Here is a 21,519-nt window from a genome sequence, read left to right on the forward strand (position 1 = left end):
CCGTTATAAAGACACTTCACCCCTGGTGAGAGATGAGTCTCATCAGCCTTGATCGGCTTGGTATTTCCGTGGATCGCATGGCTACCGTCGTCATCGCTCGCCACTGGCGGGCCCCGATGGCCGTCACGCCGAATCCTGCCGGCGGCCCTTGGGAACAGTCGTCGCGTAAAGCGCCGTAGGCAGGAGCGGGGGACCCAAGGTTTGTGCCGGGCCCGGCCGTTGAGAGCTCCACGCAGAACGAGGAGCCCGCAGCGGCACAGGGAACGGCTTGGGGTGTAGCCGTACGACTCGATTCGTACGGCCGGGCAACTCACACGGCCCGAACCCGACAGCTCACCTCGCAGGCGTCGGTGAGGGGATTACTCCATGCTGTTCTCCGGCAAGGGCAAGCACCGCCGTCTGACCAAGGCCGACAAGGCCACCCGCGTCCTCGCGCTCGCCGGTGTGGCCGGTGCCGCGGTCGCCGCGCCGATCGCCACCGCGGGCTCCGCCTCCGCCGCCACCGGCTCCGAGTGGGACGCCGTCGCCCAGTGCGAGGCCGGCGGCAACTGGTCGATCAACACCGGCAACGGCTACTACGGCGGCCTGCAGTTCTCGGCCTCCACCTGGAGCGGCTACGGCGGCGACAAGTACGCGGCCACCGCCGACCAGGCCACCAAGGCCCAGCAGATAGAGATCGGCGAGAAGGTCCTCGCCGGCCAGGGCAAGGGTGCCTGGCCGAACTGCGGCACCGGCCTCTCCAACGCCGCCTACGACGGCGGCGGTTCGGAGCAGCCCGCCGAGCAGGCCCCGCAGCAGCAGGCCGCCCCGCAGCAGGAGCGCAAGGCCGAGCAGCCCGCCTCCCGCTCGCAGGAGCGCGCCCCGCAGAAGACCGTCGAGACCCCGACCGGCAAGAAGGTCAAGAAGGGCGACGGCGAGTACAAGGTGAAGAAGGACGACACGCTCTCCAAGATCGCCGAGGCGCACGACGTCAAGGGCGGCTGGAAGGCGCTGTTCGAGCTCAACAAGGACATCGTCGACGACGCCGACTTCATCTTCCCGGGCCAGCAGCTGCACCTGAAGTAAGCAGCAGTACGCGCGGCACGCGGCCGGGGCGGAATCGGCACATCCCCCCACCAACCGCCCCCGGCCGCCCCGCCGCTGCCCCCCACACTCCCCGCCCCGGCGTGCATTCCCCCGTACGCGCCGGGGCGGGGTCATGCCCGTACGAGCGGGCCGGCGCACATCGCGCTTACCGCTCGGTAGTGTTGTTGTTCTTTGCCCTCAATGCGTGTCTTCGGGCCTCTTTTCGTCCCAGCGGGCGGGCGGCCGGGTGGCTGTGCCTCCGGAGGCGGTTAGGCTCGTGAGACGCAAGGCAAAGCATGGTCGGCCGCAACGGCGCGGTCCGCGTGCAAGCACAGCTATGCGTCACATCCCAGAAGGAGATGCTCGTGCCGTCCATCGACGTCGTCGTAGCCCGGGAAATCCTGGACTCCCGAGGCAACCCCACGGTCGAGGTCGAGGTCGGCCTCGACGACGGCAGCACGGGTCGTGCTGCCGTTCCGTCCGGCGCCTCCACCGGTGCCTTCGAGGCCATCGAACTCCGTGACGGTGACCCCAACCGTTACCAGGGCAAGGGCGTGGAGAAGGCCGTTCTCGCGGTCATCGAGCAGATCGGCCCGGAGCTCGTCGGGTACGACGCCACCGAGCAGCGCCTGATCGACCAGGCGATGTTCGACCTGGACGCCACCGACAACAAGGGCTCGCTCGGCGCCAACGCCATCCTCGGCGTCTCCCTCGCCGTCGCCCACGCCGCCTCCGAGGCGAGCGACCTGCCGCTGTTCCGCTACCTCGGCGGCCCGAACGCGCACCTGCTGCCGGTGCCGATGATGAACATCCTGAACGGTGGGTCGCACGCCGACTCCAACGTGGACATCCAGGAGTTCATGATCGCCCCGATCGGCGCGGAGTCCTTCTCCGAGGCGCTGCGCTGGGGCACCGAGGTCTACCACACGCTGAAGAAGGTCCTGAAGAGCAAGGGCCTGGCCACCGGCCTCGGCGACGAGGGCGGCTTCGCCCCGAACCTCGGCTCCAACCGCGAGGCCCTCGACCTCATCCTCGAGGCCATCAAGGAGGCCGGTTACGTCCCCGGCCAGCAGATCGCCCTCGCCCTCGACGTCGCCGCCTCCGAGTTCTACAAGGACGGCACGTACAACTTCGAGGGCAAGGACCGCTCCGCCGCCGAGATGACCGAGTACTACGAGGAGCTCGTCTCCGCGTACCCGCTCGTGTCCATCGAGGACCCGCTGTTCGAGGACGACTGGGCCGGCTGGAACGTCATCACCGAGAAGCTCGGCTCCAAGGTGCAGCTGGTGGGTGACGACCTGTTCGTCACCAACCCGGAGCGCCTGGCCCGCGGCATCGAGGAGAACTCGGCCAACGCCCTGCTGGTGAAGGTCAACCAGATCGGTTCGCTGACCGAGACCCTGGACGCCGTCGAGCTGGCCCAGCGCAACGGCTTCAAGTGCATGATGTCCCACCGCTCCGGCGAGACCGAGGACGTCACCATCGCCGACCTGGCCGTCGCCACCAACTGCGGCCAGATCAAGACCGGCGCCCCGGCCCGCTCCGAGCGCGTCGCCAAGTACAACCAGCTCCTTCGCATCGAGGAGATCCTGGACGACGCCGCGGTCTACGCCGGCCGCAGCGCCTTCCCGCGCTTCAAGGGCTGAGCTGTAGGCACCCTGTAGTTACGTACGTCCCCGCACCCGGTCCCGTACCGTGTGCGGGGACGTACGCGCGTGTGAACGGGAGGCGGGGACATGGCCGTGAAGGACCGGGACCGGTTCTCCACCGCGACCAGGCTGCGGCTGTTCGGCGAGCAGACCGCGGCGCGCGTCTACCGCTCCCAGTCCCGCCGCCAGGCCCGCCGCTCCCGCCTCACCGGCCGCGCGGCGCTGCTCGCCCTGGTCCTCTGCTCGCTGATCGTGGCGCTCGCGTACCCGATACGGCAGTACGTGGCGCAGCGCGCGGACATAGAGGAGCAGGAGCAGAAGCTGGCCGAGGCCCGCGAGCAGACCGAGAAGCTCCGCGACTCCAAGGCGCGCTGGCGCGACCCGGCGTACGTGGAGCGGCAGGCCCGCGAGCGGCTGCACATGGTGCTCCCCGGCGAGACCGGGTACACCGTGGTGGACCCGAGCGGCGGCCGCGTGCGCACCACCGAACCGGGAGCGGCCGACCGCGCCTGGTACAGCAACCTCTTCGACGGCGTCGACAAGGCGGACCACCGCGGCGCCGAAGCCGACAACTGACCGCCCTTCTCCGACCCGTACTTTCTTCGACCCGTACTTCCTCGACCCGTACTTTCTTCGACCTCACCGAAAGAACACGAGCACCGGCATGGAAACGCCCCCGCCCTCCACCCCGCGCACCGAGCCGACCGACGCGGACGTCGCGGCCTTCAAGCAGCAGCTCGGCCGCCCGCCGCGCGGCCTGCGGGCCATCGTCCACCGCTGCCCGTGCGGTCAGCCCGATGTGGTGGAGACGGCGCCGCGGCTGCCCGACGGCACGCCGTTCCCGACGCTGTACTACCTGACGTGCCCGAAGGCCGCCTCGGCGATCGGCACCCTTGAGGCCAACGGCGTCATGAAGGAGATGACGGAGCGGCTCGCCACGGACCCGGAGCTCGCCGCCGCGTACCGCGCCGCGCACGAGGACTACATCCGCCGCCGCGACGAGATCGAGGTGCTCCAGGGCTTCCCGTCGGCGGGCGGCATGCCGGACCGGGTGAAGTGCCTGCACGTCCTCGTCGGCCACTCGCTCGCCGCGGGCCCCGGGGTGAACCCGCTCGGCGACGAGGCCATCGCGATGCTGCCGGAGTGGTGGCGCAAGGGCGCGTGCGTGACGCTTCCCGAGGACAAGCCGGAAGACCAGCCGGAGGAGACCGTATGACCCGCGTCGCCGCCATCGACTGCGGTACGAACTCCATCCGCCTGCTCGTCGCGGACGCCGACCCCGAGACCGGTCAACTGGTCGATCTGGACCGGCGGATGACGATCGTGCGGCTCGGCCAGGACGTCGACAGGACCGGCCGGCTCGCCCCCGAGGCGCTGGAGCGTACGTTCGCGGCATGCCGTGAGTACGCCGAGATCATCAGGGAGCACGGCGTCGAGCACCTCCGGTTCGTGGCCACGTCGGCCTCGCGGGACGCGGAGAACCGGGACGAGTTCGTGCGCGGTGTCGTCGACATCCTGGGCGTGGAGCCCGAGGTGATCACCGGCGACCAGGAGGCGGAGTTCTCCTTCAACGGCGCCACCAAGGAGCTGACGGAGTCCGGCCTGCACACCCCTTACCTGGTCGTGGACATCGGCGGCGGCTCGACCGAGTTCGTCGTCGGGGACGTGGACGGGGTGCGCGCCGCCCGCTCCGTGGACGTCGGCTGTGTGCGCATGACGGAGCGCCATCTCGTGCGGGACGGCGCGGTCGCGGACCCGCCCTCCGAGGCGCAGGTGGCGGCCATCCGCGCGGACGTCGCCGAGGCCCTCGACCTGGCCGAGCGGACGGTGCCGATCGGCTCGGCCCGCACCCTGGTCGGCCTGGCGGGCTCGGTCACGACGGTCGCCGCGATCGCCCTCGGCCTGCAGAGGTACGAGTCGGCGGCGATCCACCACTCCCGGATCCCCTTCGCCCAGGTCAAGAAGATCACCGAGCAGCTGCTCGGCTCGACGCACGCGGAGCGCGCCGCGATCGGCCCGATGCACCCGGGCCGCGTGGATGTGATCGGCGCGGGCGCCCTCGTACTGCTGATGATCATGGAACGCATCGGCGCGGACGAGGTCGTCGTGAGCGAGCACGACATCCTGGATGGCATCGCCTGGTCGCTCGCCTGAGGCGCCTTGGATTCCTTGGTGGCGGGCCGGGTCGACCGGGTCGCCGAGAAAGTTCGTGAACTTCTTCACAAGGAAAAGGGGTCCGATGGGCGTCTCGGTGCGCCTCTCGTCCTGAATGGTGGGCTCCGCCGGACCTCACCCTAGGTTTCAGAGGCGTATCGGGCGGCGGTAACCGCCGGGAAACCGGGCCGTGGTCAACTCGGGATCACTCCCGGAGCGGCAGCTCAGCGGCGGTCTCAACGCGTTCGGCCGGTCCGATGGTTCCCCAGCCGGGCCATGACCTCGGTCACGTGGGTGGCGGAGTGTAGCAGAGGGTGTCGAGACCCTTGTGAAGGGGCTCACGAGCGACCCCTCATCGGGGGGTGGATACTCGATGGCATGAGCACCACGGAGCGTCCCAGGATCCTCGTTGTAGGCGGTGGGTACGTAGGCCTGTACGCAGCTCGGCGCATTCTCAAGAAGATGCGCTACGGCGAGGCGACCGTCACGGTCGTCGACCCCCGGTCGTACATGACGTACCAGCCCTTCCTCCCCGAAGCTGCTGCCGGCAGCATCTCGCCTCGGCATGTCGTCGTCCCGCTGCGACGCGTGCTGCCCAAGGCTGAGGTGCTCACCGGCCGAGTCACCACCATCGATCAGGACCGCAAGGTCGCCACGGTCGCGCCGCTCGTCGGCGAGGCCTACGAGCTGCCCTTCGACTACCTGGTCATCGCGATGGGCGCGGTCTCCCGCACCTTCCCGATCCCCGGCCTCGCCGAGCAGGGCATCGGTATGAAGGGCATCGAGGAGGCCATCGGCCTGCGCAACCACGTCCTCGAGCAGCTCGACAAGGCCGACTCCACGACTGACGAGGACGTCCGCCGCAAGGCGTTGACCTTCGTCTTCGTGGGCGGTGGCTTCGCTGGTGCGGAGACCATCGGCGAGGTCGAGGACATGGCCCGGGACGCGGCGAAGTACTACACCAACGTGTCCCGCGAGGACATGCGCTTCATCCTCGTGGACGCCGCCGACAAGATCCTCCCCGAGGTCGGCCCGAAGCTCGGGCAGTACGGCAAGGAGCACCTGGAGAGCCGTGGCGTCGAGGTCTACCTCTCGACCTCCATGGACTCCTGCATCGACGGCCACGTGGTGCTGAAGAACGGCCTCGAGGTCGACTCCAACACGATCGTGTGGACCGCCGGTGTGAAGCCCAACCCGGTGCTCTCCCGCTTCGGTCTGCCGCTCGGCCCGCGCGGCCACGTGGACACCCAGGCCACCCTCCAGGTCCAGGGCACCGACTACATCTGGGCCGCGGGCGACAACGCGCAGGTTCCGGACATGGTCGGCCGCAAGGCGGGCAACGAGAACGCCTGGTGCCCGCCGAACGCCCAGCACGCGCTGCGTCAGTCGAAGGTCCTCGGCGACAACGTGATCTCCGGTATGCGGGGCTTCCCGCAGAAGGAGTACAGCCACGCCAACAAGGGTGCGGTCGCCGGTCTCGGCCTGCACAAGGGCGTCGCGATGATCGTCATGGGCAAGATGAAGATCAAGCTCAAGGGCCGTCTCGCCTGGTACATGCACCGCGCGTACCACGGCATGGCGATGCCGACGTACAACCGCAAGATCCGTGTCTTCGCGGACTGGACCCTCGGCATGTTCCTCAAGCGCGAGGTCGTCTCCCTCGGTGCGATGGAGTCGCCGCGCGAGGAGTTCTACGAGGCCGCCAAGCCCGCCCCGGTCGCGCCGCCGGCCGCCGAGGCCGCCGACAGCAAGTCCGACGCCAAGTCGGAGAAGGCCAAGGCCTCCTGAGCCCCGGCTCACCCGTCAGACCCCGCAGGGGCCGCCCGCCATCCGTGGTGCGGGCGGCCCCTGCGGGGTTTCTGCGATCCCAGGGACGGTTCGGTGTGCCGAGGCAACTGTTTTGCGATCCTTTTATGCCGCAACGGGACTGCGCGCGCCCCCTGTTGGTGTTTACGTGGTGTTGGACCTACCGGTAAAGACCAGGAAGGTGACACGCCATGGCAGACGCCGCGCTGCGGCTGAGGACTCTCGCCGAGCAACTCCTCGGAGCCCCGCTCCCCGTCCGCATCCGTGCCTGGGACGGCAGCGAGGAGGGTCCCCCCGGCGCTCCCACCTTGGTCGTACGTAACCGCCGCGCCCTGCGCCGGATCCTCTTCAGGCCCGGCGAACTGGGCATGGCCCGTGCCTGGGTGGCCGGAGACCTGGAGGTCGAGGGCGACCTCTACGCCGCCCTCGACCTGATCTCCGAGCTGATCTGGGAGCGCGCCGAGGACGCCTCGCGCCCCTCGCTGCGCGACCCCGACACCCGCGCCGCGATCCGCGAGCTGCTCTCCCTCGCCGGACCACTGCTCCTGCCCCCCGCCCCGCCCGTCGAGGAGATCGGCCGGCGCAGCGGCCCCCTGCACACCAAGATCCGCGACCGCCAGGCCATCAGCCACCACTACGACGTCGGCAACGACTTCTACGAACTCGTCCTCGGGCCGTCGATGGTCTACTCCTGCGCGTACTGGGAATCGCAGGACGCGAGCCTGGAGGACGCCCAGCGGGACAAGCTCGAACTCATCTGCCGCAAGCTGGAGTTGACCCCCGGGCAGCGCCTGCTCGACGTCGGCTGCGGCTGGGGCTCCCTGGCCATCCACGCGGCCCGCGAGCACGGCGTCCAGGTCGTCGGCGTCACGCTCTCCCAGGAGCAGGCGGCGTACGCCCGCAAGCGGATCGCGGACGAGGGCCTCACCGACCGGATCGAGATCCGCGTCCAGGACTACCGCGACGTCAGGGACGGCCCGTACGACGCGATCTCCTCCGTCGGGATGGCCGAACACGTCGGCAGGGTGCGGTACTTGGGGTACGCGCACGACCTGTACGCCCTCCTGAAGCCCGGCGGGCGGCTCCTCAACCACCAGATCGCGCGCCGGCCCGTGGGCGACGAGACGGGCTACAGCGTGGACGAGTTCATCGACGCGTACGTCTTCCCCGACGGCGAGCTGGCCCCCGTGGGCCGTACGGTCTCGCTCCTGGAGGAGGCGGGCTTCGAGGTCCGCGACGTGCAGGCGATCCGCGAGCACTACGCGCTGACGCTGCGGCAGTGGGTGGCCAACCTGGAGGACGCGTGGCCGCGCGCGCTGCGGCTTGTCTCGCCGGGGCGGGCGCGGGTGTGGCGCCTCTACATGGCCGCTTCCGCGCTGGCCTTCGAGCGGAACCGGATCGGGGTGAACCAGGTGTTGGCGGTGCGGACTGAGGAGTCCGGCACTGCCGGCGTGCCGCTGCGGACGCGGGGCTGGCGGTAACTGGGGGCGCCGCCCCCAGCCCTCCGCTCCTCAAACGCCGGAGGGGCTGAATTCTCACCCCTCCGGCGTTCGGCCGCGGCGCCGTCGTGGCTGGTCGCGCCCCGCGGCGGAGCCGCAAGTGTCACAGCCCCGCGCCCCTGTCGGGGCCCGTACCCCCTACTCCGCCTTGATCGCGGCCAGCATGTTCAAGCGGGCAGCCCGCCGCGCCGGCCACAGGGCGGCCAGGACTCCGACCACCGCGGCCAGGGCGAGGAAGAGGCCCATCCGGCCCCACGGCAGGACCAGTTCGTACGTCGCGAGGGACGAGCCGATCAGTTCGCCGGCCGCCCAGCCGAAGAAGACGCCGAGGCCGATCCCGAGGACGCCGCCGAAGAGCGAGATCACCAGGGACTCCATGCGGACCATCCGCTTGATGCCCTTGCGGTCGAGGCCGATCGCGCGCAGCATCCCGATCTCCTGGGAGCGCTCGAAGACCGACATCGCCAGGGTGTTGATCACGCCGAGCACGGCCACGATGACCGCCATGGCGAGCAGCCCGTACAGCATGTTCAGCATCAGCGTGAACATCTGGGCGATCCCGTTGGAGATGTCCTTCTTGTCCTCGACGGCGATCGCCGGGTTGTCGCCGAGCGCCGCGCGGATCGAGTCCTTGGCCGCGGGCGTCGCGCCGTCCGACGTCTTCACCATCACCTGCATGTCGGTGATCTGCTGCTGGTGCGGGGCGAGCCGGTCCTTGTCCAGCATGATGCCGCGCATCATCTCGTTGCCCTGGTAGACGCCCGCGACCTGCAGCGTGCCCTTCTTGCCGTCCTCGTACCGGACGCTGAAGTCCGAACCGGCCTTCCAGCCGTACCGCTTCGCGGTGTCGCTGTCGACGACGACCTTGCCGCCGCCGAGGCCGCCCCACGAGCCCTGCTCGAAGTCCAGGGAGGCGAGCGAGCCGATGGTCTCCGCGTCGACGCCCGTCAGGTACTCGGACTCCTTCTTGCCGTCGATCTGCGCGGGCGAGTTGCGCAGCGGGCTGGTGGCCGTGACGCCGTCGAGGTCGGCCAGCTTCTTCTCCACGTCGGGGGAGAGCGTGTTGAAGTTCTGCATCGAGACCACGTAGTCGGCCTTGATGGAGTCCGTGGCCATCTTGTCGATGGACTTCTGCACGCTGCCCGCGATCACGGTCATGCCGGTGATCAGGGTGAGCCCGATCATCAGCGCCGAGGCCGTGGCCGCCGTACGGCGCGGGTTGCGCACCGAGTTCTGCCGGGCGAGCTTCCCGGAGACCCCGAAGAGGCGCAGGACCGGGGCGGCGGCCGCGATGATCGGCCGGGAGAGCAGCGGCGTCAGGACGAAGACGCCGATCAGGAGCAGCGCGGCACCCAGACCCATCGGCAGCTTCCCGTCGTCGCCCATCCGCGTCCCGGCGAGCACCGCGGCGATGCCCGCGCCGGAGAGGAGGGTGCCGATGGTGTTGCGTACGACGAGGGACTTGGTGGTGGCCGTGGCGTGCACGCTGTTCATCGCGGCGACCGGCGGGATCTTCGCGGCGCGGCGGCCCGGCAGCCAGGCGGCGAGCATCGTCACGACGATGCCCACGACGAGCGAGGCGATCACCGTCGAGGGAGAGACGACCAGCGGGCCGTCCGGCACGCTGCCGCCGAAGGAGCCCATCAGGGAGCGCAGTCCGGCGCCGATGCCGACGCCCGCGGCCAGACCCACCACGGCCGCGACCGCGCCGACGACGAACGCCTCGATCAGCACGGACCGCGTGACCTGGCGGCGGCTGGCGCCCACCGCGCGCATCAGGGCCAGCTCCTTGGTGCGCTGGGCGACCAGCATGGTGAAGGTGTTGGCGATGATGAAGATGCCGACGAAGAGCGAGATCCCGGCGAACGCGAGCATGCCGGTCTGCATGCCGCTCATGCCGCTCTCGATCTGCTCGGCCTGCTCGTCGGCGAGCTCGCCGCCCGTGGTGGCCTCGGCGGTGCCGTTCTTCGGCAGCACCTTCTCGATCTCGGCCTTGAGCGCGGCCTGGCTGGTGCCGGGCGCGGCCCGCACGTCGATCTCGCTGAACGAGCCGGGCTGCGCGTACAGCGCCTGCGCCGTCCTGGTGTCGAACAGGGCGAGGCTGCCGCCCGCGGCGACGTTGCCGTCGTCGGTGGTGAAGATGCCGGAGACCATCGGCGTGAGCACGGGCCCGTCGATGGACATCCGCACCTGGTCGCCGACCTGGTACCCGGCGCGCTCCGCGGTCTTCGCGTCGAGCGCGATCTCGCCCTTGCCGGACGGGGCGCGGCCGTCCTTCATCGGGTAGCGGGAGTCGTTCTCGCCGTAGTAGTTGGCGCCGGTCGTGGACCAGCCCTCGCCGACCAGCTTGCCGTCCTTGTCGGCGAGCGCGGCGAAGCCGGAGACGGTGCCGGTCGCGGAGGCGGCGCCGGGCACGCTCCCGGCCGCCTCGAGCAGCTCCTGGCTCAGCCGGGGCGCGGCACCCGGCTTGTCCTCGGCGCCCTTCTTCGGCTGTACGGCGACGTCGACGTGCTCGAAGCCCTGGGCGGAGCTCTTCTGGAACGCGTCGGAGATGGTGTTGGTGAAGACCAGGGTGCCGGAGACGAAGGCCACGCCGAGGAGGACGGCGAGCACGGTCATCAGCAGCCTGGCCTTGTGCGCGAGCACGTTGCGCAAGGCGGTACGGAACATGTGGGGTCCTGAGTCCTGAGGTCAGTGGTGGGCGTCGGGGCTCAGCTGGTCCGGCCCTTGGCGTCGAACCGCTTCATGCGGTCCAGTACTGCCTCGGCGGTCGGCTCGTTCAGCTCGTCGACGATGCGGCCGTCGGCGAGGAACACGACGCGGTCCGCGTATCCGGCGGCCACCGGGTCGTGCGTGACCATGACGACGGTCTGACCCAGCTCCCGTACGGAGTTCCGCAGGAAGCCGAGGACCTCGGCTCCGGAGCGGGAGTCCAGGTTTCCGGTCGGCTCGTCGCCGAAGATGATGTCGGGCTTCGAGGCGAGGGCGCGGGCCACGGCCACGCGCTGCTGCTGGCCGCCGGAGAGCTCGCTCGGCCGGTGCCCGAGCCGCCCGGAGAGGCCCAGCATCTGGATCACCTGCTCGACCCACCGCTTGTCGGGCTTCCGCCCGGCGATGTCCATGGGCAGCGTGATGTTCTCGTACGCGGTGAGGGTGGGCAGCAGGTTGAACGCCTGGAAGATGAACCCGATCTTGTCCCGGCGGAGCTTGGTCAGCTGCTTGTCCTTCAGGGACCCCAGCTCGGTGTCGCCGATGCGCACGGAGCCCGAGCTGAACGAGTCGAGCCCGGCGACGCAGTGCATCAGGGTCGACTTGCCGGACCCGGACGGGCCCATGATCGCGGTGAACTCGGCCTGCCGGAAGTCGACCGTGACCCGGTCCAGGGCGACCACCTGGGTCTCGCCCTGGCCGTAGACCTTGCTCAGCTCGGTGGCACGCGCGGCTACTGCGGTCGCCTGGTGAGCGACGGATGTGGTGGTCACGGAACGGGGCTCCTGTCGGCACGACGTCAACTTCCGGTATCCATCGTGCTGTCGGATCCGTGTGAAGAAGTCAGCCCCAGCTCTCGTTCGCCGCTTCCTCTTCAGGCTGACCGGTGGGGTCCGGAGTCATACCTGGGGAGGAGCCCCGACCCTGACGCGGTTCGCCGGACACCCGGCGGACACCCCCGCGTGGGGCGACAGAATCCCGTCATTCCGCCAGGGGCTCCCGAACCGCGCACGGGGGCGGTCCCGTAAGCGCCGAACACCCCTCGCGAGCGCTGACGCACCCTCAGACGTCAATAAAACAAGACAACATCGGGCTGCTGTTCGGCCGTTCGGGGGATGCCTCCCGATAGGCTCAGGACCCCGCACACGCGGAGTCCACGGTCTGCCCGGATGGTGGAATGCAGACACGGCGAGCTTAAACCTCGCTGCCCCTCGGGGGCGTACCGGTTCAAATCCGGTTCCGGGCACCTCTCCACTCCACTCTTCACCGCACTCCTCCAGCGAAGTGAGAGAAGATCCTCCCAGAGCACTAGGGTGGTTCTTTTGCTTACGCATTACTCTTGTCGTAAGGCCACGCAGGGTGGCCAGTCTGAGTGGCGCAGAGGAGTGAGATGAGGAGCAGCAACCCGGTCTTCTCGCGACGGGGGTTCAGCCGCGACAACGGCTACGCGGGCTTCGGCTCGGCGCCGCAGGCCGGGGGCCCCGCGGTCGGTACCCAGGGCAACCCCTACGCGGGCGGTAATCCGTACGCCCAGGCGCCGACGAACCCGTACGCGCAGAACCCCTACGCGCAGCAGGACCTCCAGCACGGCGCCCCGCAGGCGCCGGTCAGCACCGGCGACAAGATGACGATGGACGACGTCGTCATGCGGACGGGCATCACGCTCGGCACCGTGATCGCCGGCGCCACCGTCGCCTGGGTCATGAACGTGGGCCTCGGCATCGCCATCGGCGCCGCGCTCATCGCGATGGTGCTCGGCCTGGTGCAGGCCTTCAAGCGCAAGGCCAACCCCGCGCTGATCCTGGCGTACGCCGCCTTCGAGGGTGTCTTCCTCGGCGCGATCAGCAACTACGTCAACACGTTCGTCGCACCCGGCGCGGCCATGCAGGCCGTGCTCGGCACGATGGCCGTCTTCGTCACGATGCTGGTGCTGTACAAGACCCGCATCGTCCGCGTCACGCAGCGCTTCACGCGCTTCCTGATGATCGCCGCCACGGCGTTCCTGGTGCTGACCGCCGTGAACCTGCTGTTCATGGTGTTCGGCGGCGGTGACGGCCTCGGCTTCCGCAGCGGCTGGCTCGGTGTCGTCTTCGGCATCGTCGGCATCCTGCTCGGCGCCTTCTTCCTCGCCCTGGACTTCAAGCAGGTCGAGGACGGCATCGCGTACGGCGCTCCGCGCTCCGAGTCCTGGCTGGCCGCCTTCGGTCTGACCATGACGCTGGTGTGGATCTACCTGGAGATGCTGCGGCTGATCTCCATCCTGAACAGCGACTGACGTACGCCGTCCAGTCCTGCGAAGGGCCCGCGAAGCGCTTGCTTCGCGGGCCCTTCGGCGTTGTCGGGGATCTGGTGGGGGTGCGCTCAGAGGAGTCTGCGCGCGGCCCTCCTCATGTCGTGCTCGTGGACGATCGCCTTGGCGTGACCGTGAGCGAGGTCGTACTCGGCGCGGAGCCAGCTGACCTTCTCGTCGAAGCGGAAGAAGGATGGGCCTTCGTCGATCGCGCGAAGCCACTCGGAGACTTCGCGGCCGGTGCAGTGCGGGATGCGGGCGAGCAGATTGCGGTGGGTCTCCTCGGAGAAGACTAGGGACATCGGCGCCTCCGGACGCTGTCGATGCGAGTCCTTCACGTCACCGTGCCTGAGTGTCCGGGTGTTGGCAACAGCCCCGGAAGGGCGCATAGGGTCGCAGGGTGCTTGATACAACGCCGCTGACGGATGCCGTGGACCAGTTCGCCGACCGCCTGCGGGCCGCCCCGGAGAGCCGCCTCCAGCGCGTCGCCGCGGCCGAAGCCCGGGCGCTGGCCAGGGAGTTGGCGGCGCGCGCGCAGTCCATCGAGGACCCGCAGGCCGAGCCGCGGGAGATGCCCGACGCGGGCCTGTTCGCGGTCTCCGATCAAGTCACCGTCGCGGGGCGGGACTTGGCCCTCGTGTTGACGGACGAGGCGCAGCTCGCGGAAGCGGTGGAACTGGTGCAGGAAGCACAAAAACGCGCCGGGGTGTGAACACCGGCGCGTTTCGGGGGCGTACGAGGAAGGGCCTCGGGCGAGGGCTGGCCTCGGGTGGGGACGGGCCCTCGGGCGAAGACCGGCCCTCGGGCGGGGTCAGGCGGAGGCTATGACGCGGTCAGCCAGGATGTAGACGTTCTCGTCGCCGCAGCCGAACGTCAGCGTGTACGCGCCGGAGACTCCGGAGCCGCCGAGCAGCACCGGGCTGTCGCCCGCCCGCAGGGCCGCGGCCAGGCGCTCCGCGGTCTCGCGGTGGCCCGGGGTCATGCACAGGGTCGTACCGTCCGTGAAGACGTACACGTCGAGGGTGCCGAGCGGGCCGGGGCGGACGTCGGAGAGCGCGGTGCGGTCCTGGGCGAGCTCCTCCAGGCAGCGCAGCGTGTGCTCGTGGTCGCCGGTGGCGCCGTCCCGTACAGGCTGGACCGGCACGAAGTCGGGGTGCGAGGGGTGGCGGCGGCGGGCCGCGGCCAGCTCGGGGGAGTCCTCGGGGAACTCGTCGGCGGCGCCGCTCAGCTCCTCGGCGGGCTCGGCCAGTTCGTGCTGCAGCTCCCGCTCCAGGCCGACGAAGTCGGACTGGCGGGGCAGGAAGAGCTCCTCGGCCAGGTGCGCCGGCAGTCCGCCGAGCAGGGACGGGGCGTCGGCGGCGTCGCGGGCCTCCTGCGCGGCCCAGAAGGCGCGCGCCTCGGCCAGCTCGCGCTCCCGCTCCTCGGCCAGGGCCTCGGCGACGGCGGCGCGGATCGCGTCGGTGCCCTGCGCGGGCACACCGGACTCGGCGGCGCCGCGGGCGTGCGGCACGGCGACGTCGCTGTGCTGAGCCAGGCTCGTGGCGAGCTCGGTGCGCAGCGCGGAGATCTCGGAGAGCTGCTGACGGAGGCCACGCACGGTGTGCAGTGCGGCGGCTCCCACGGCCGTGGCAGCGGCGGTGGCGACCAGCAGGGCAAGAGTCATGGCGCTCACTGACGTACTCCCGGTTCCAAGTTTGACCCCCGGCTGACTGACCCCCGACTTACTGACCCCCGACTTACTACAACAGCTTGTCGGAGACCACTGAGGGCTGTCAGTGCATTAGGTCACGAAATGGACAGGACTTTCTACCCGAGGTTTCGACCCGCACCGCTCTGACCTGCGAAAATGCTACTCCCCCAGGACATAGGTCACATCCTGGGGGAGGTTGTGTCACGGCCGGGACTCGGAGGGTTACTCGGGGTGCGCCCCCGGGGCCCGGCGCGGGGTCAGCTGAGGCGCTCGATGACCATGGCCATGCCCTGGCCGCCGCCGACGCACATGGTCTCCAGGCCGAACTGCTTGTCGTGGAACTGGAGGCTGTTGATCAGCGTGCCGGTGATGCGGGCGCCGGTCATGCCGAAGGGGTGGCCGACGGCGATGGCGCCACCGTTGACGTTCAGCTTGTCCTCGTCGATGCCCAGGTCGCGGGCGGACGGGATGACCTGCGCGGCGAAGGCCTCGTTGATCTCGAACAGGTCGATGTCGGAGACGCCGAGGCCCGCACGCTTGAGCGCCTGCTTCGACGCCTCCACCGGGCCGAGGCCCATGATCTCGGGGGACAGGCCGGAGACACCGGTCGAGACGACCCGGGCGAGCGGGGTGAGGCCCAGCTCGCGGGCCTTCGTGTCGGACATGACGACGAGGGCGGCGGCGCCGTCGTTCAGCGGGCAGCAGTTGGCGGCGGTGACCAGTCCGTCGGGGCGGAAGACGGGCTTGAGGCCCGAGACGCCCTCCAGGGTGACGCCGGCGCGCGGGCCGTCGTCCTTGGAGACGACCGTGCCGTCGGGAGTGGTGACCGGGGTGATCTCGCGCTCCCAGAAGCCGTTCTTGATGGCTTCCTCGGCGCGGTTCTGCGAGCGCACGCCGAAGGCGTCCATGTCCTCGCGGGTGATGCCCTTGAGGCGGGCGAGGTTCTCGGCGGTCTGGCCCATCGCGATGTACGCGTCCGGCACCAGGCCGTCCTCGCGCGGGTCGTGCCAGGTGGTGCCCTCCTGCGTGGCGACCTCGGCGGTACGGGCCTCGGCCTCGGCGAACAGCGGGTTGTGCGTGTCCGGCAGCGAGTCCGAGTTGCCCTTGGCGAAGCGGGACACCATCTCGACACCGGCCGAGACGAACACGTCGCCCTCGCCGGCCTTGATGGCGTGCAGCGCCATGCGGGTCGTCTGCAGCGAGGAGGAGCAGTAGCGGGTGATCGTGCAGCCGGGCAGGTGGTCCATGCCCATCTGCACGGCGACGATGCGGCCCAGGTTGTTGCCCTGCTCCCCGCCGGGCAGGCCGCAGCCGAGCATCAGGTCGTCGATGTCGCGCGGGTCCAGCTCGGGGACCTTGGCGAGGGCGGCCTGGACGATCGTCGCGGTCAGGTCGTCCGGGCGGAGGTCCTTCAGGGAGCCCTTGAAGGCGCGGCCGATGGGGGAGCGGGCGGTGGAGACGATCACGGCTTCGGGCACGGGAGGCTCCCTACTGAGGATTTGGCAGACCGTACGGGAAGTTACCTGCACGTACGGCGAAGGTCATCGCTCTTGGCGTGTGACACCCGCCTCTTTTCTAAGCGCTTGCTCAGGGGCTGGCGGGGTAGAGGGGTCGGACTCCCCCGCGTCGGGGGCCGTCTCCGGGGCCGTCTCCGGGGCCGTGCCCGGGGCTGTCTCCGGGACTGTCTCTGGGGCGTGGATACGGCGCCGCCTGCGGTGCTTGAGGAGGGCCCACGGACCCCGCGGGCCGGTCGGCATCGCGGCCGTGACCTCCGTACCACCCTCGGCCGCGGCCTCCGCCGCCGCTCGTGCGACCGGCAGGAAGCCCTCGTCGCGGGAGGTGTCGGGGCGCTCCTCCTCCGGCCACAGGCCGACCGCCGCGCAGACCGTGGGCAGTATGGCCATCGCCGCCGTCGCATAGCCCTCGGCCGACGGGTGGTAGTTGTCCGGGCCGAACAGCTCGCGCGGGTTGGCCGTGAACTCCGGGCCGAGCAGGTCGCCGAGCGAGATCGTACGACCGCCCTGCTCGACGGCGCCGATGGTCTGGGCGGCGGCCAGCTGGCGGGAGACGCGGCGGGCCAGCCAGCGCAGCGGCTGGTAGACCTGCTCCACCGAGCCCAGGTCGGGACAGGTGCCGACGACCACTTCGGCGCCCGCGGTGCGCAGCCGCCGTACCGCCGCCGCGAGGTAGCGGACCGAGCGGGTCGGGGGCATCCGGTGCGTGACGTCGTTGGCGCCGATCATGATCACGCAGACGTCCGGCACCGGCGAGGAGTTGGCGAGCAGCAGCGTGACCTGGCGGGCCAGGTCGTCGGACTGCGCGCCCGGCTGCGCCACGTTCCGCAGCAGCACCGGGCGCTCCGCCACCGCCGCGAGGCCCTGCGCGATCAGCGCGCCCGGCGTCTGGCCGGAGCGGTGCACGCCCTGGCCCGCGGCCGTGGAGTCGCCGAGAAGGGTCAGGCGCAGCGGGGAGCGGGTGTCCGCCGGGTCGAGGAAGGCCCTGCCGTACAGGCCGTCGGCGTGCGGCGGCTGGGTCGGCTCGGCGCCCGACGCGCTCCCCACGCTGCGCTTCGCCAGCTGCACCTCGGCCAGGAGCACCCCGACCGCCGCCGCGCCCAGAAGCCCGACTCCGCCGCCGCCGTACGCGGCACCCGCGGCGATCCGCCGCGCCACCCTTGCCCTCGACATGGACCGAGCCACCTCCTTGTAGCGCCGTACATCAACTCCTTGCCCGGTACGTACCGTCGGTCAATCTCCGACCCGGCGAAGGAGGGGTACGGACAGGGGTACGGACCGGTGCGGCAGGCCCTCGGCGTCCGATGCGTCAGGCCCTCGGCGTCCGGTGCGGCGGTCCCTCGGCGTCCGATGCGTCAGGCCCTCGAAGTGCAGGGCCGGGCGGCCGAATTCCGCTTAGGCTGGCCGCATTCCTAGGGAGAACCGGAGACAACGGTGCAATTCCACGACTCGATGATCAGTCTCGTCGGCAACACCCCGCTGCTGAGGCTCAACAACGTGACCGCGGGCATCAGGGCCACCGTCCTGGCCAAGGTCGAGTACTTCAACCCGGGCGGCTCCGTGAAGGACCGCATCGCGCTGCGCATGATCGAGGCGGCCGAGGCGAGCGGCGAGCTGCAGCCGGGCGGCACCATTGTCGAGCCGACCAGCGGCAACACCGGGGTGGGCCTCGCGATCGTGGCCCAGCAGAAGGGCTACAAGTGCATCTTCGTGTGCCCGGACAAGGTCTCCACGGACAAGATCAACGTGCTGCGCGCGTACGGCGCCGAGGTCGTCGTCTGCCCCACGGCCGTGGACCCCGAGCACCCCGACTCGTACTACAACGTCTCCGACCGCCTCGTCCGTGAGACGCCCGGCGCCTGGAAGCCGGACCAGTACAGCAACCCCGCCAACCCGCGCTCCCACTACGAGACCACCGGGCCCGAGCTGTGGGAGCAGACGGAGGGGACGATCACCCACTTCGTGGCGGGCATCGGCACCGGCGGAACGATCTCCGGAACCGGCCGCTACCTGAAGGAGATCAGCGACGGCAAGGTCCGGATCGTGGGCGCCGACCCCGAGGGCTCGGTCTACTCCGGGGGCTCCGGGCGGCCGTACCTCGTGGAGGGCGTCGGCGAGGACTTCTGGCCGACCGCGTACGACCAGGACGTGACGGACGAGATCGTCGCGGTCTCGGACAAGGACTCCTTCCAGATGACCCGGCGGCTCGCCAAGGAGGAGGGCCTGCTCGTCGGCGGCTCCTGCGGCATGGCGGTCGTGGCGGCGCTGAAGGTGGCGGAGGGCCTTGGCCCGGACGACGTGGTCGTCGTACTGCTGCCGGACTCCGGTCGCGGCTACCTCTCGAAGATCTTCAACGACGAGTGGATGAACGACTACGGCTTCCTGGAGCAGCCCGGTGACGAGCCGCGCGTCGGCGACGTCCTGGAGCACAAGGAGGGCGGCATCCCCAAGCTGGTGCACATGCACCCGGAGGAGACGGTCGGCGAGGCCATCGACGTCCTGCGCGAGTACGGCGTCTCGCAGATGCCGATCGTGAAGCCGGGCGCCGGGCACCCGGACGTGATGGCCGCGGAGGTCATCGGCTCGGTGGTCGAACGCGAGCTGCTCGACGCGCTGTTCACGCAGCGGGCCTCGCTCGCCGACCCGCTGGAGAAGCACATGTCCGACCCGCTGCCGCAGGTCGGCTCGGGCGAGCCGGTGGCCGACCTGATGTCCGTACTGTCCGCGGCGACCGGTGCGGACGCGGCGATCGTCCTGGTCGAGGGCAAGCCGACGGGTGTGGTAAGCCGTCAGGACCTGCTCGCGTACCTGGCGCGCGAGAAGTAGGCCTGTACGGCTCGGGGTTCGGGTAATCGGTACGAGCACGACACGTTCGCGCAGCACCCGCTTAACACGGCTCCGGCACCTTGGTCGATGTCGGCGCACAGGACTCCTCCGGAGCGGCTCCCGGACCTCCTGAACGCCTCGGACGCGGAACACGCCGGCCCTGACCCGGCCCGCGTCCCCCGCGGGGACCACCGTCGTCCCGCCCTCCGGCACTCTGCCGGCGGTGCGGTGGTCCCTGCGGGGCACTCCCCGTCTTACGTCGGCCTTCTGGTGCTATTGACCAGCGCACCCTTGCCCGGCCTTCTGATGCCGTTGACCAGCGCCCCCTTGCCCGGCCTGCGGCCTTGTCCTCAGGCGCCGGACGGGCTGGATTGTCTCCCTGCGGCCTCAAGTGCGGGAGCAGGCCAGAGAAGCGTCAACTCGGCTACCCGCTCGGCCAGTTGGTGGATCGTGGGCGCGGGTCAGTCCGACCAGTCCGTGTCGCGGTTTCGGCGGGGGCGGGTGAAGAGGCCGTGTCGTGCGTGTACGGCGTTCACGGCGATGATGCCGGTCCAGGCAACGGTCAGGCCGAGCAGGCCCGCGTTGACCACCGCGATCGCCGAGAGCGGGACCGCGAGGATCAGCGAGACCAGGGCGAAGCCGAAGCGTTCGCCCCAGCCGTCCAGGGAGTCGCGGCCCCCGCGGACCGCCGCCGTCCGTTCCTCGGCGAGGCGGCGGCGGACGCGGCGGTCGACCGTGGCGTCGAGGCGCTGCTCGACCTTCTCCAGGAACGACTCCACCAGGACGGAGTCGTACTCCTCGCCCAGCTCCCTGCGGGTCTGCAGCGTGGCGTGGAGTTCCTTCTTCAGCTCAGGGTCGCGGGCTTCCATGCGGTTCACGGTACGAAGCGTCGGCGGCGGGCGCAGTGGGGCTGACCCCCGTATTCCGCTTCCGGCCTGCCAGAGCCCAGTAGAGCACCGCCGGGACGATCAGGCCCACGATCCAGGAGATGTCGGCGCCGCCGAGCGGGGCGACGAGCGGGCCCGTGTAGAAGTGCGTGACGAGGAAGGGGAGTTGGAGGGCGATGCCGATCGCGTAGACCGCGAGGGCGTCCCAGCGCCAGCCGCCGTAGCGGCCGTTCGGGTCGGACAGGGCCGGCAGGTCGTACTGCTCGCGGGAGATCAGGTAGTAGTCGACCAGGTTGATCGCGGACCAGGGCGTGAAGAACGTCAGCAGGAAGAGCAGGAAGTCCTTGAACGAGGTGAGGAAGCTGTCCTTGCCGAGCAGGGCGACCACCGTGCCCGCGATCATGATCAGCGCGATGTAGACGGCCCGGCCGCGCGGCGAGAGCACGCGCTGGCCGCGGAAGCCGCTGACGCTCGTCACGATCGACATGAAGCCGCCGTACGTGTTCAGGACGTTGATCGTGAGCTTGCCGAGCGCGATCACGAAGTACAGGAACGCGGCGATCAGTCCGCCGCCGCCGAGCCCCACCACGTACGACACCTGGTTGTCCATGAACGCGCCGCCCGCCGTGGCCGCCACGAGCACGCCGAAGGTCATCGACCACTGCGAGCCGATCGCCGAGCCGGACAGGGTCCACCAGAACGTGGCGCGGGTCGAGGTCGTACGCGGCAGATAGCGCGAGTAGTCCGCGACGTACGGGCCGAACGCCAGCTGCCAGGAGGCCGAGAGGGAGATCGCCAGCAGGAACATCGGCAGGTCGAAGTGGGCGTCCGCGAGCAGCGTCGTGAGGTCGGCGCGCTCCAGGAGGCGGATGCCGAGGTAGACGAAGGCGAGGGCGCAGATCACGCCGGCGACGCGGCCGACGGCGTGGATCAGGCGGTAGCCGACGGCGGCCATGAGGCCGGAGACGGCCGCGAAGATCAGGATGCCGGGGGTCTCGCCGAGGTGGGTCAGCTCGCCCACGGCCTGCCCGGCGAGGACGCTGCCGGAGGCGAAGAAGCCGATGTACATGACGATCACGAGGGCCAGCGGCACGACCGCGCCGCGCACCCCGAACTGGGCCCGGGACTGGATCATCTGCGGCAGCCCGAGCTTGGGCCCCTGCGCGGAGTGCAGCGCCATCACCGCCCCGCCGAGCAGGTTGCCGACGACCAGGCCGACGATGGACCAGACCACGTCGCCGCCGAAGACCACGGCGAGTGCGCCGGTGACGACGGCGGTGATCTGCAGGTTGGCGCCCAGCCAGAGGGTGAACTGGGAGAAGGCGGTACCGTGCCGTTCCTCGTCCGGGACGACGTCGATGGACCGCTGTTCGACGAGTGAGCCTGCCATGGGTCCCCCAGGTTCGGGTGGAGCGGTGTTGCCTGTCTGC

18 protein-coding genes, 1 tRNA gene and 1 riboswitch are annotated in these 21,519 nt (G+C 70.2%); of the genes, 11 read left to right on the forward strand and 8 right to left on the reverse strand.

Going from position 1 to position 21,519, the window contains the following annotated elements:
- Positions 1 to 161: 161 nt before the first annotated feature.
- Positions 162 to 362: riboswitch (cyclic di-AMP (ydaO/yuaA leader) on the forward strand.
- A 4-nt stretch (positions 363 to 366) separates the two neighbouring features.
- From RCO28_RS33800 to RCO28_RS33830, 7 genes are all read left to right on the forward strand, one after another.
- The gene (locus tag RCO28_RS33800) at positions 367 to 1,065 is read left to right on the forward strand and encodes a transglycosylase family protein (protein ID WP_308945169.1); all 699 of its coding nucleotides are present in this window, start codon (positions 367 to 369) and stop codon (positions 1,063 to 1,065) included.
- Positions 1,066 to 1,430: 365 nt separating this feature from the next.
- On the forward strand, positions 1,431 to 2,711 hold the full coding sequence (gene eno, locus RCO28_RS33805) for a phosphopyruvate hydratase (RefSeq protein ID WP_308945170.1): 1,281 nt from the start codon (positions 1,431 to 1,433) through the stop codon (positions 2,709 to 2,711).
- A 90-nt stretch (positions 2,712 to 2,801) separates the two neighbouring features.
- Positions 2,802 to 3,290 (forward strand): septum formation initiator family protein, encoded by a 489-nt coding sequence (locus tag RCO28_RS33810; RefSeq protein WP_308945171.1) that lies wholly within the window; start codon positions 2,802 to 2,804, stop codon positions 3,288 to 3,290.
- Positions 3,291 to 3,378: 88 nt separating this feature from the next.
- Positions 3,379 to 3,930 (forward strand): DUF501 domain-containing protein, encoded by a 552-nt coding sequence (locus RCO28_RS33815; protein WP_308945172.1) that lies wholly within the window; start codon positions 3,379 to 3,381, stop codon positions 3,928 to 3,930.
- Positions 3,927 to 4,868: a Ppx/GppA phosphatase family protein gene (locus tag RCO28_RS33820; RefSeq protein WP_308945173.1), complete on the forward strand. Its 942-nt coding sequence runs from the start codon at positions 3,927 to 3,929 to the stop codon at positions 4,866 to 4,868. Before RCO28_RS33815 ends, RCO28_RS33820 begins: the two co-directional genes overlap by 4 nt.
- Positions 4,869 to 5,246: 378 nt before the next feature.
- Positions 5,247 to 6,656 carry an NAD(P)/FAD-dependent oxidoreductase gene (locus RCO28_RS33825; protein WP_308945174.1) on the forward strand — a complete coding sequence of 470 codons (1,410 nt, stop codon included), beginning with the start codon at positions 5,247 to 5,249 and terminating at the stop codon, positions 6,654 to 6,656.
- Between the two features lie 209 nt (positions 6,657 to 6,865).
- Positions 6,866 to 8,155, forward strand: a complete 1,290-nt coding sequence (locus RCO28_RS33830) for a cyclopropane-fatty-acyl-phospholipid synthase family protein (protein ID WP_308945175.1) — start codon at positions 6,866 to 6,868, stop codon at positions 8,153 to 8,155.
- A 156-nt stretch (positions 8,156 to 8,311) separates the two neighbouring features.
- On the opposite strand, the gene RCO28_RS33835 is transcribed toward RCO28_RS33830, so the two are convergent.
- Positions 8,312 to 10,843 (reverse strand): FtsX-like permease family protein, encoded by a 2,532-nt coding sequence (locus RCO28_RS33835; RefSeq protein ID WP_308945176.1) that lies wholly within the window; start codon positions 10,841 to 10,843, stop codon positions 8,312 to 8,314.
- A gap of 41 nt (positions 10,844 to 10,884) precedes the next feature.
- Positions 10,885 to 11,655 (reverse strand): ABC transporter ATP-binding protein, encoded by a 771-nt coding sequence (locus tag RCO28_RS33840; RefSeq protein ID WP_308945177.1) that lies wholly within the window; start codon positions 11,653 to 11,655, stop codon positions 10,885 to 10,887.
- A 390-nt stretch (positions 11,656 to 12,045) separates the two neighbouring features.
- On the opposite strand from RCO28_RS33840, the gene RCO28_RS33845 reads away from it, so the two are divergent.
- Positions 12,046 to 12,128, forward strand: a tRNA-Leu gene (locus RCO28_RS33845).
- Positions 12,129 to 12,272: 144 nt separating this feature from the next.
- Positions 12,273 to 13,157 carry a Bax inhibitor-1/YccA family protein gene (locus RCO28_RS33850; RefSeq protein ID WP_308945178.1) on the forward strand — a complete coding sequence of 295 codons (885 nt, stop codon included), beginning with the start codon at positions 12,273 to 12,275 and terminating at the stop codon, positions 13,155 to 13,157.
- Positions 13,158 to 13,243: 86 nt separating this feature from the next.
- Here RCO28_RS33850 and RCO28_RS33855 read toward each other — a convergent pair whose 3' ends face one another.
- On the reverse strand, positions 13,244 to 13,474 hold the full coding sequence (locus RCO28_RS33855) for a DUF4287 domain-containing protein (protein WP_308945179.1): 231 nt from the start codon (positions 13,472 to 13,474) through the stop codon (positions 13,244 to 13,246).
- A gap of 98 nt (positions 13,475 to 13,572) precedes the next feature.
- Between RCO28_RS33855 and RCO28_RS33860 the strand changes: the two genes are divergently transcribed.
- Positions 13,573 to 13,884: a hypothetical protein gene (locus tag RCO28_RS33860; RefSeq protein WP_308945180.1), complete on the forward strand. Its 312-nt coding sequence runs from the start codon at positions 13,573 to 13,575 to the stop codon at positions 13,882 to 13,884.
- A gap of 99 nt (positions 13,885 to 13,983) precedes the next feature.
- On the opposite strand, the gene RCO28_RS33865 is transcribed toward RCO28_RS33860, so the two are convergent.
- From RCO28_RS33865 to RCO28_RS33875, 3 genes are all read right to left on the reverse strand, one after another.
- Positions 13,984 to 14,835: a hypothetical protein gene (locus RCO28_RS33865; protein WP_308945240.1), complete on the reverse strand. Its 852-nt coding sequence runs from the start codon at positions 14,833 to 14,835 to the stop codon at positions 13,984 to 13,986.
- Positions 14,836 to 15,119: 284 nt separating this feature from the next.
- A complete protein-coding gene (locus RCO28_RS33870; RefSeq protein WP_308945181.1) occupies positions 15,120 to 16,340 on the reverse strand; it encodes an acetyl-CoA C-acetyltransferase in 1,221 nt (406 codons plus the stop codon).
- Positions 16,341 to 16,403: 63 nt separating this feature from the next.
- Entirely contained in the window at positions 16,404 to 17,549 is a 1,146-nt protein-coding gene (locus tag RCO28_RS33875) for an SGNH/GDSL hydrolase family protein (protein WP_308945182.1), read from the reverse strand.
- Positions 17,550 to 17,810: 261 nt separating this feature from the next.
- On the opposite strand from RCO28_RS33875, the gene RCO28_RS33880 reads away from it, so the two are divergent.
- A complete protein-coding gene (locus tag RCO28_RS33880; protein WP_308945183.1) occupies positions 17,811 to 19,202 on the forward strand; it encodes a cystathionine beta-synthase in 1,392 nt (463 codons plus the stop codon).
- A 461-nt stretch (positions 19,203 to 19,663) separates the two neighbouring features.
- Here RCO28_RS33880 and RCO28_RS33885 read toward each other — a convergent pair whose 3' ends face one another.
- Positions 19,664 to 20,071: a hypothetical protein gene (locus RCO28_RS33885; RefSeq protein WP_308945241.1), complete on the reverse strand. Its 408-nt coding sequence runs from the start codon at positions 20,069 to 20,071 to the stop codon at positions 19,664 to 19,666.
- On the reverse strand, positions 20,052 to 21,479 hold the full coding sequence (locus tag RCO28_RS33890) for a cytosine permease (RefSeq protein WP_308945184.1): 1,428 nt from the start codon (positions 21,477 to 21,479) through the stop codon (positions 20,052 to 20,054). The genes RCO28_RS33885 and RCO28_RS33890 overlap by 20 nt, the downstream gene beginning before the upstream one ends.
- Positions 21,480 to 21,519: the final 40 nt, after the last annotated feature.

It is taken from the genome of Streptomyces sp. LHD-70 (assembly GCF_031157275.1).
Taxonomy (GTDB): Bacteria; Actinomycetota; Actinomycetes; order Streptomycetales; family Streptomycetaceae; genus Streptomyces.

Bases quoted from the DNA above. Each gene is read 5' to 3' on its own strand.
- RCO28_RS33835 (WP_308945176.1), bottom strand. From the start codon at position 10,843: ATGTTCCGTACCGCCTTGCGCAACGTGCTCGCGCACAAGGCCAGGCTG.
- RCO28_RS33875 (WP_308945182.1), bottom strand. From the start codon at position 17,549: ATGTCGAGGGCAAGGGTGGCGCGGCGGATCGCCGCGGGTGCCGCGTAC.
- RCO28_RS33825 (WP_308945174.1), top strand. From the start codon at position 5,247: ATGAGCACCACGGAGCGTCCCAGGATCCTCGTTGTAGGCGGTGGGTAC.
- RCO28_RS33885 (WP_308945241.1), bottom strand. From the start codon at position 20,071: ATGGAAGCCCGCGACCCTGAGCTGAAGAAGGAACTCCACGCCACGCTG.
- RCO28_RS33830 (WP_308945175.1), top strand. From the start codon at position 6,866: ATGGCAGACGCCGCGCTGCGGCTGAGGACTCTCGCCGAGCAACTCCTC.
- RCO28_RS33865 (WP_308945240.1), bottom strand. From the start codon at position 14,835: ATGACTCTTGCCCTGCTGGTCGCCACCGCCGCTGCCACGGCCGTGGGA.
- RCO28_RS33855 (WP_308945179.1), bottom strand. From the start codon at position 13,474: ATGTCCCTAGTCTTCTCCGAGGAGACCCACCGCAATCTGCTCGCCCGC.
- RCO28_RS33810 (WP_308945171.1), top strand. From the start codon at position 2,802: ATGGCCGTGAAGGACCGGGACCGGTTCTCCACCGCGACCAGGCTGCGG.
- RCO28_RS33800 (WP_308945169.1), top strand. From the start codon at position 367: ATGCTGTTCTCCGGCAAGGGCAAGCACCGCCGTCTGACCAAGGCCGAC.
- RCO28_RS33815 (WP_308945172.1), top strand. From the start codon at position 3,379: ATGGAAACGCCCCCGCCCTCCACCCCGCGCACCGAGCCGACCGACGCG.
- RCO28_RS33890 (WP_308945184.1), bottom strand. From the start codon at position 21,479: ATGGCAGGCTCACTCGTCGAACAGCGGTCCATCGACGTCGTCCCGGAC.
- RCO28_RS33850 (WP_308945178.1), top strand. From the start codon at position 12,273: ATGAGGAGCAGCAACCCGGTCTTCTCGCGACGGGGGTTCAGCCGCGAC.
- RCO28_RS33820 (WP_308945173.1), top strand. From the start codon at position 3,927: ATGACCCGCGTCGCCGCCATCGACTGCGGTACGAACTCCATCCGCCTG.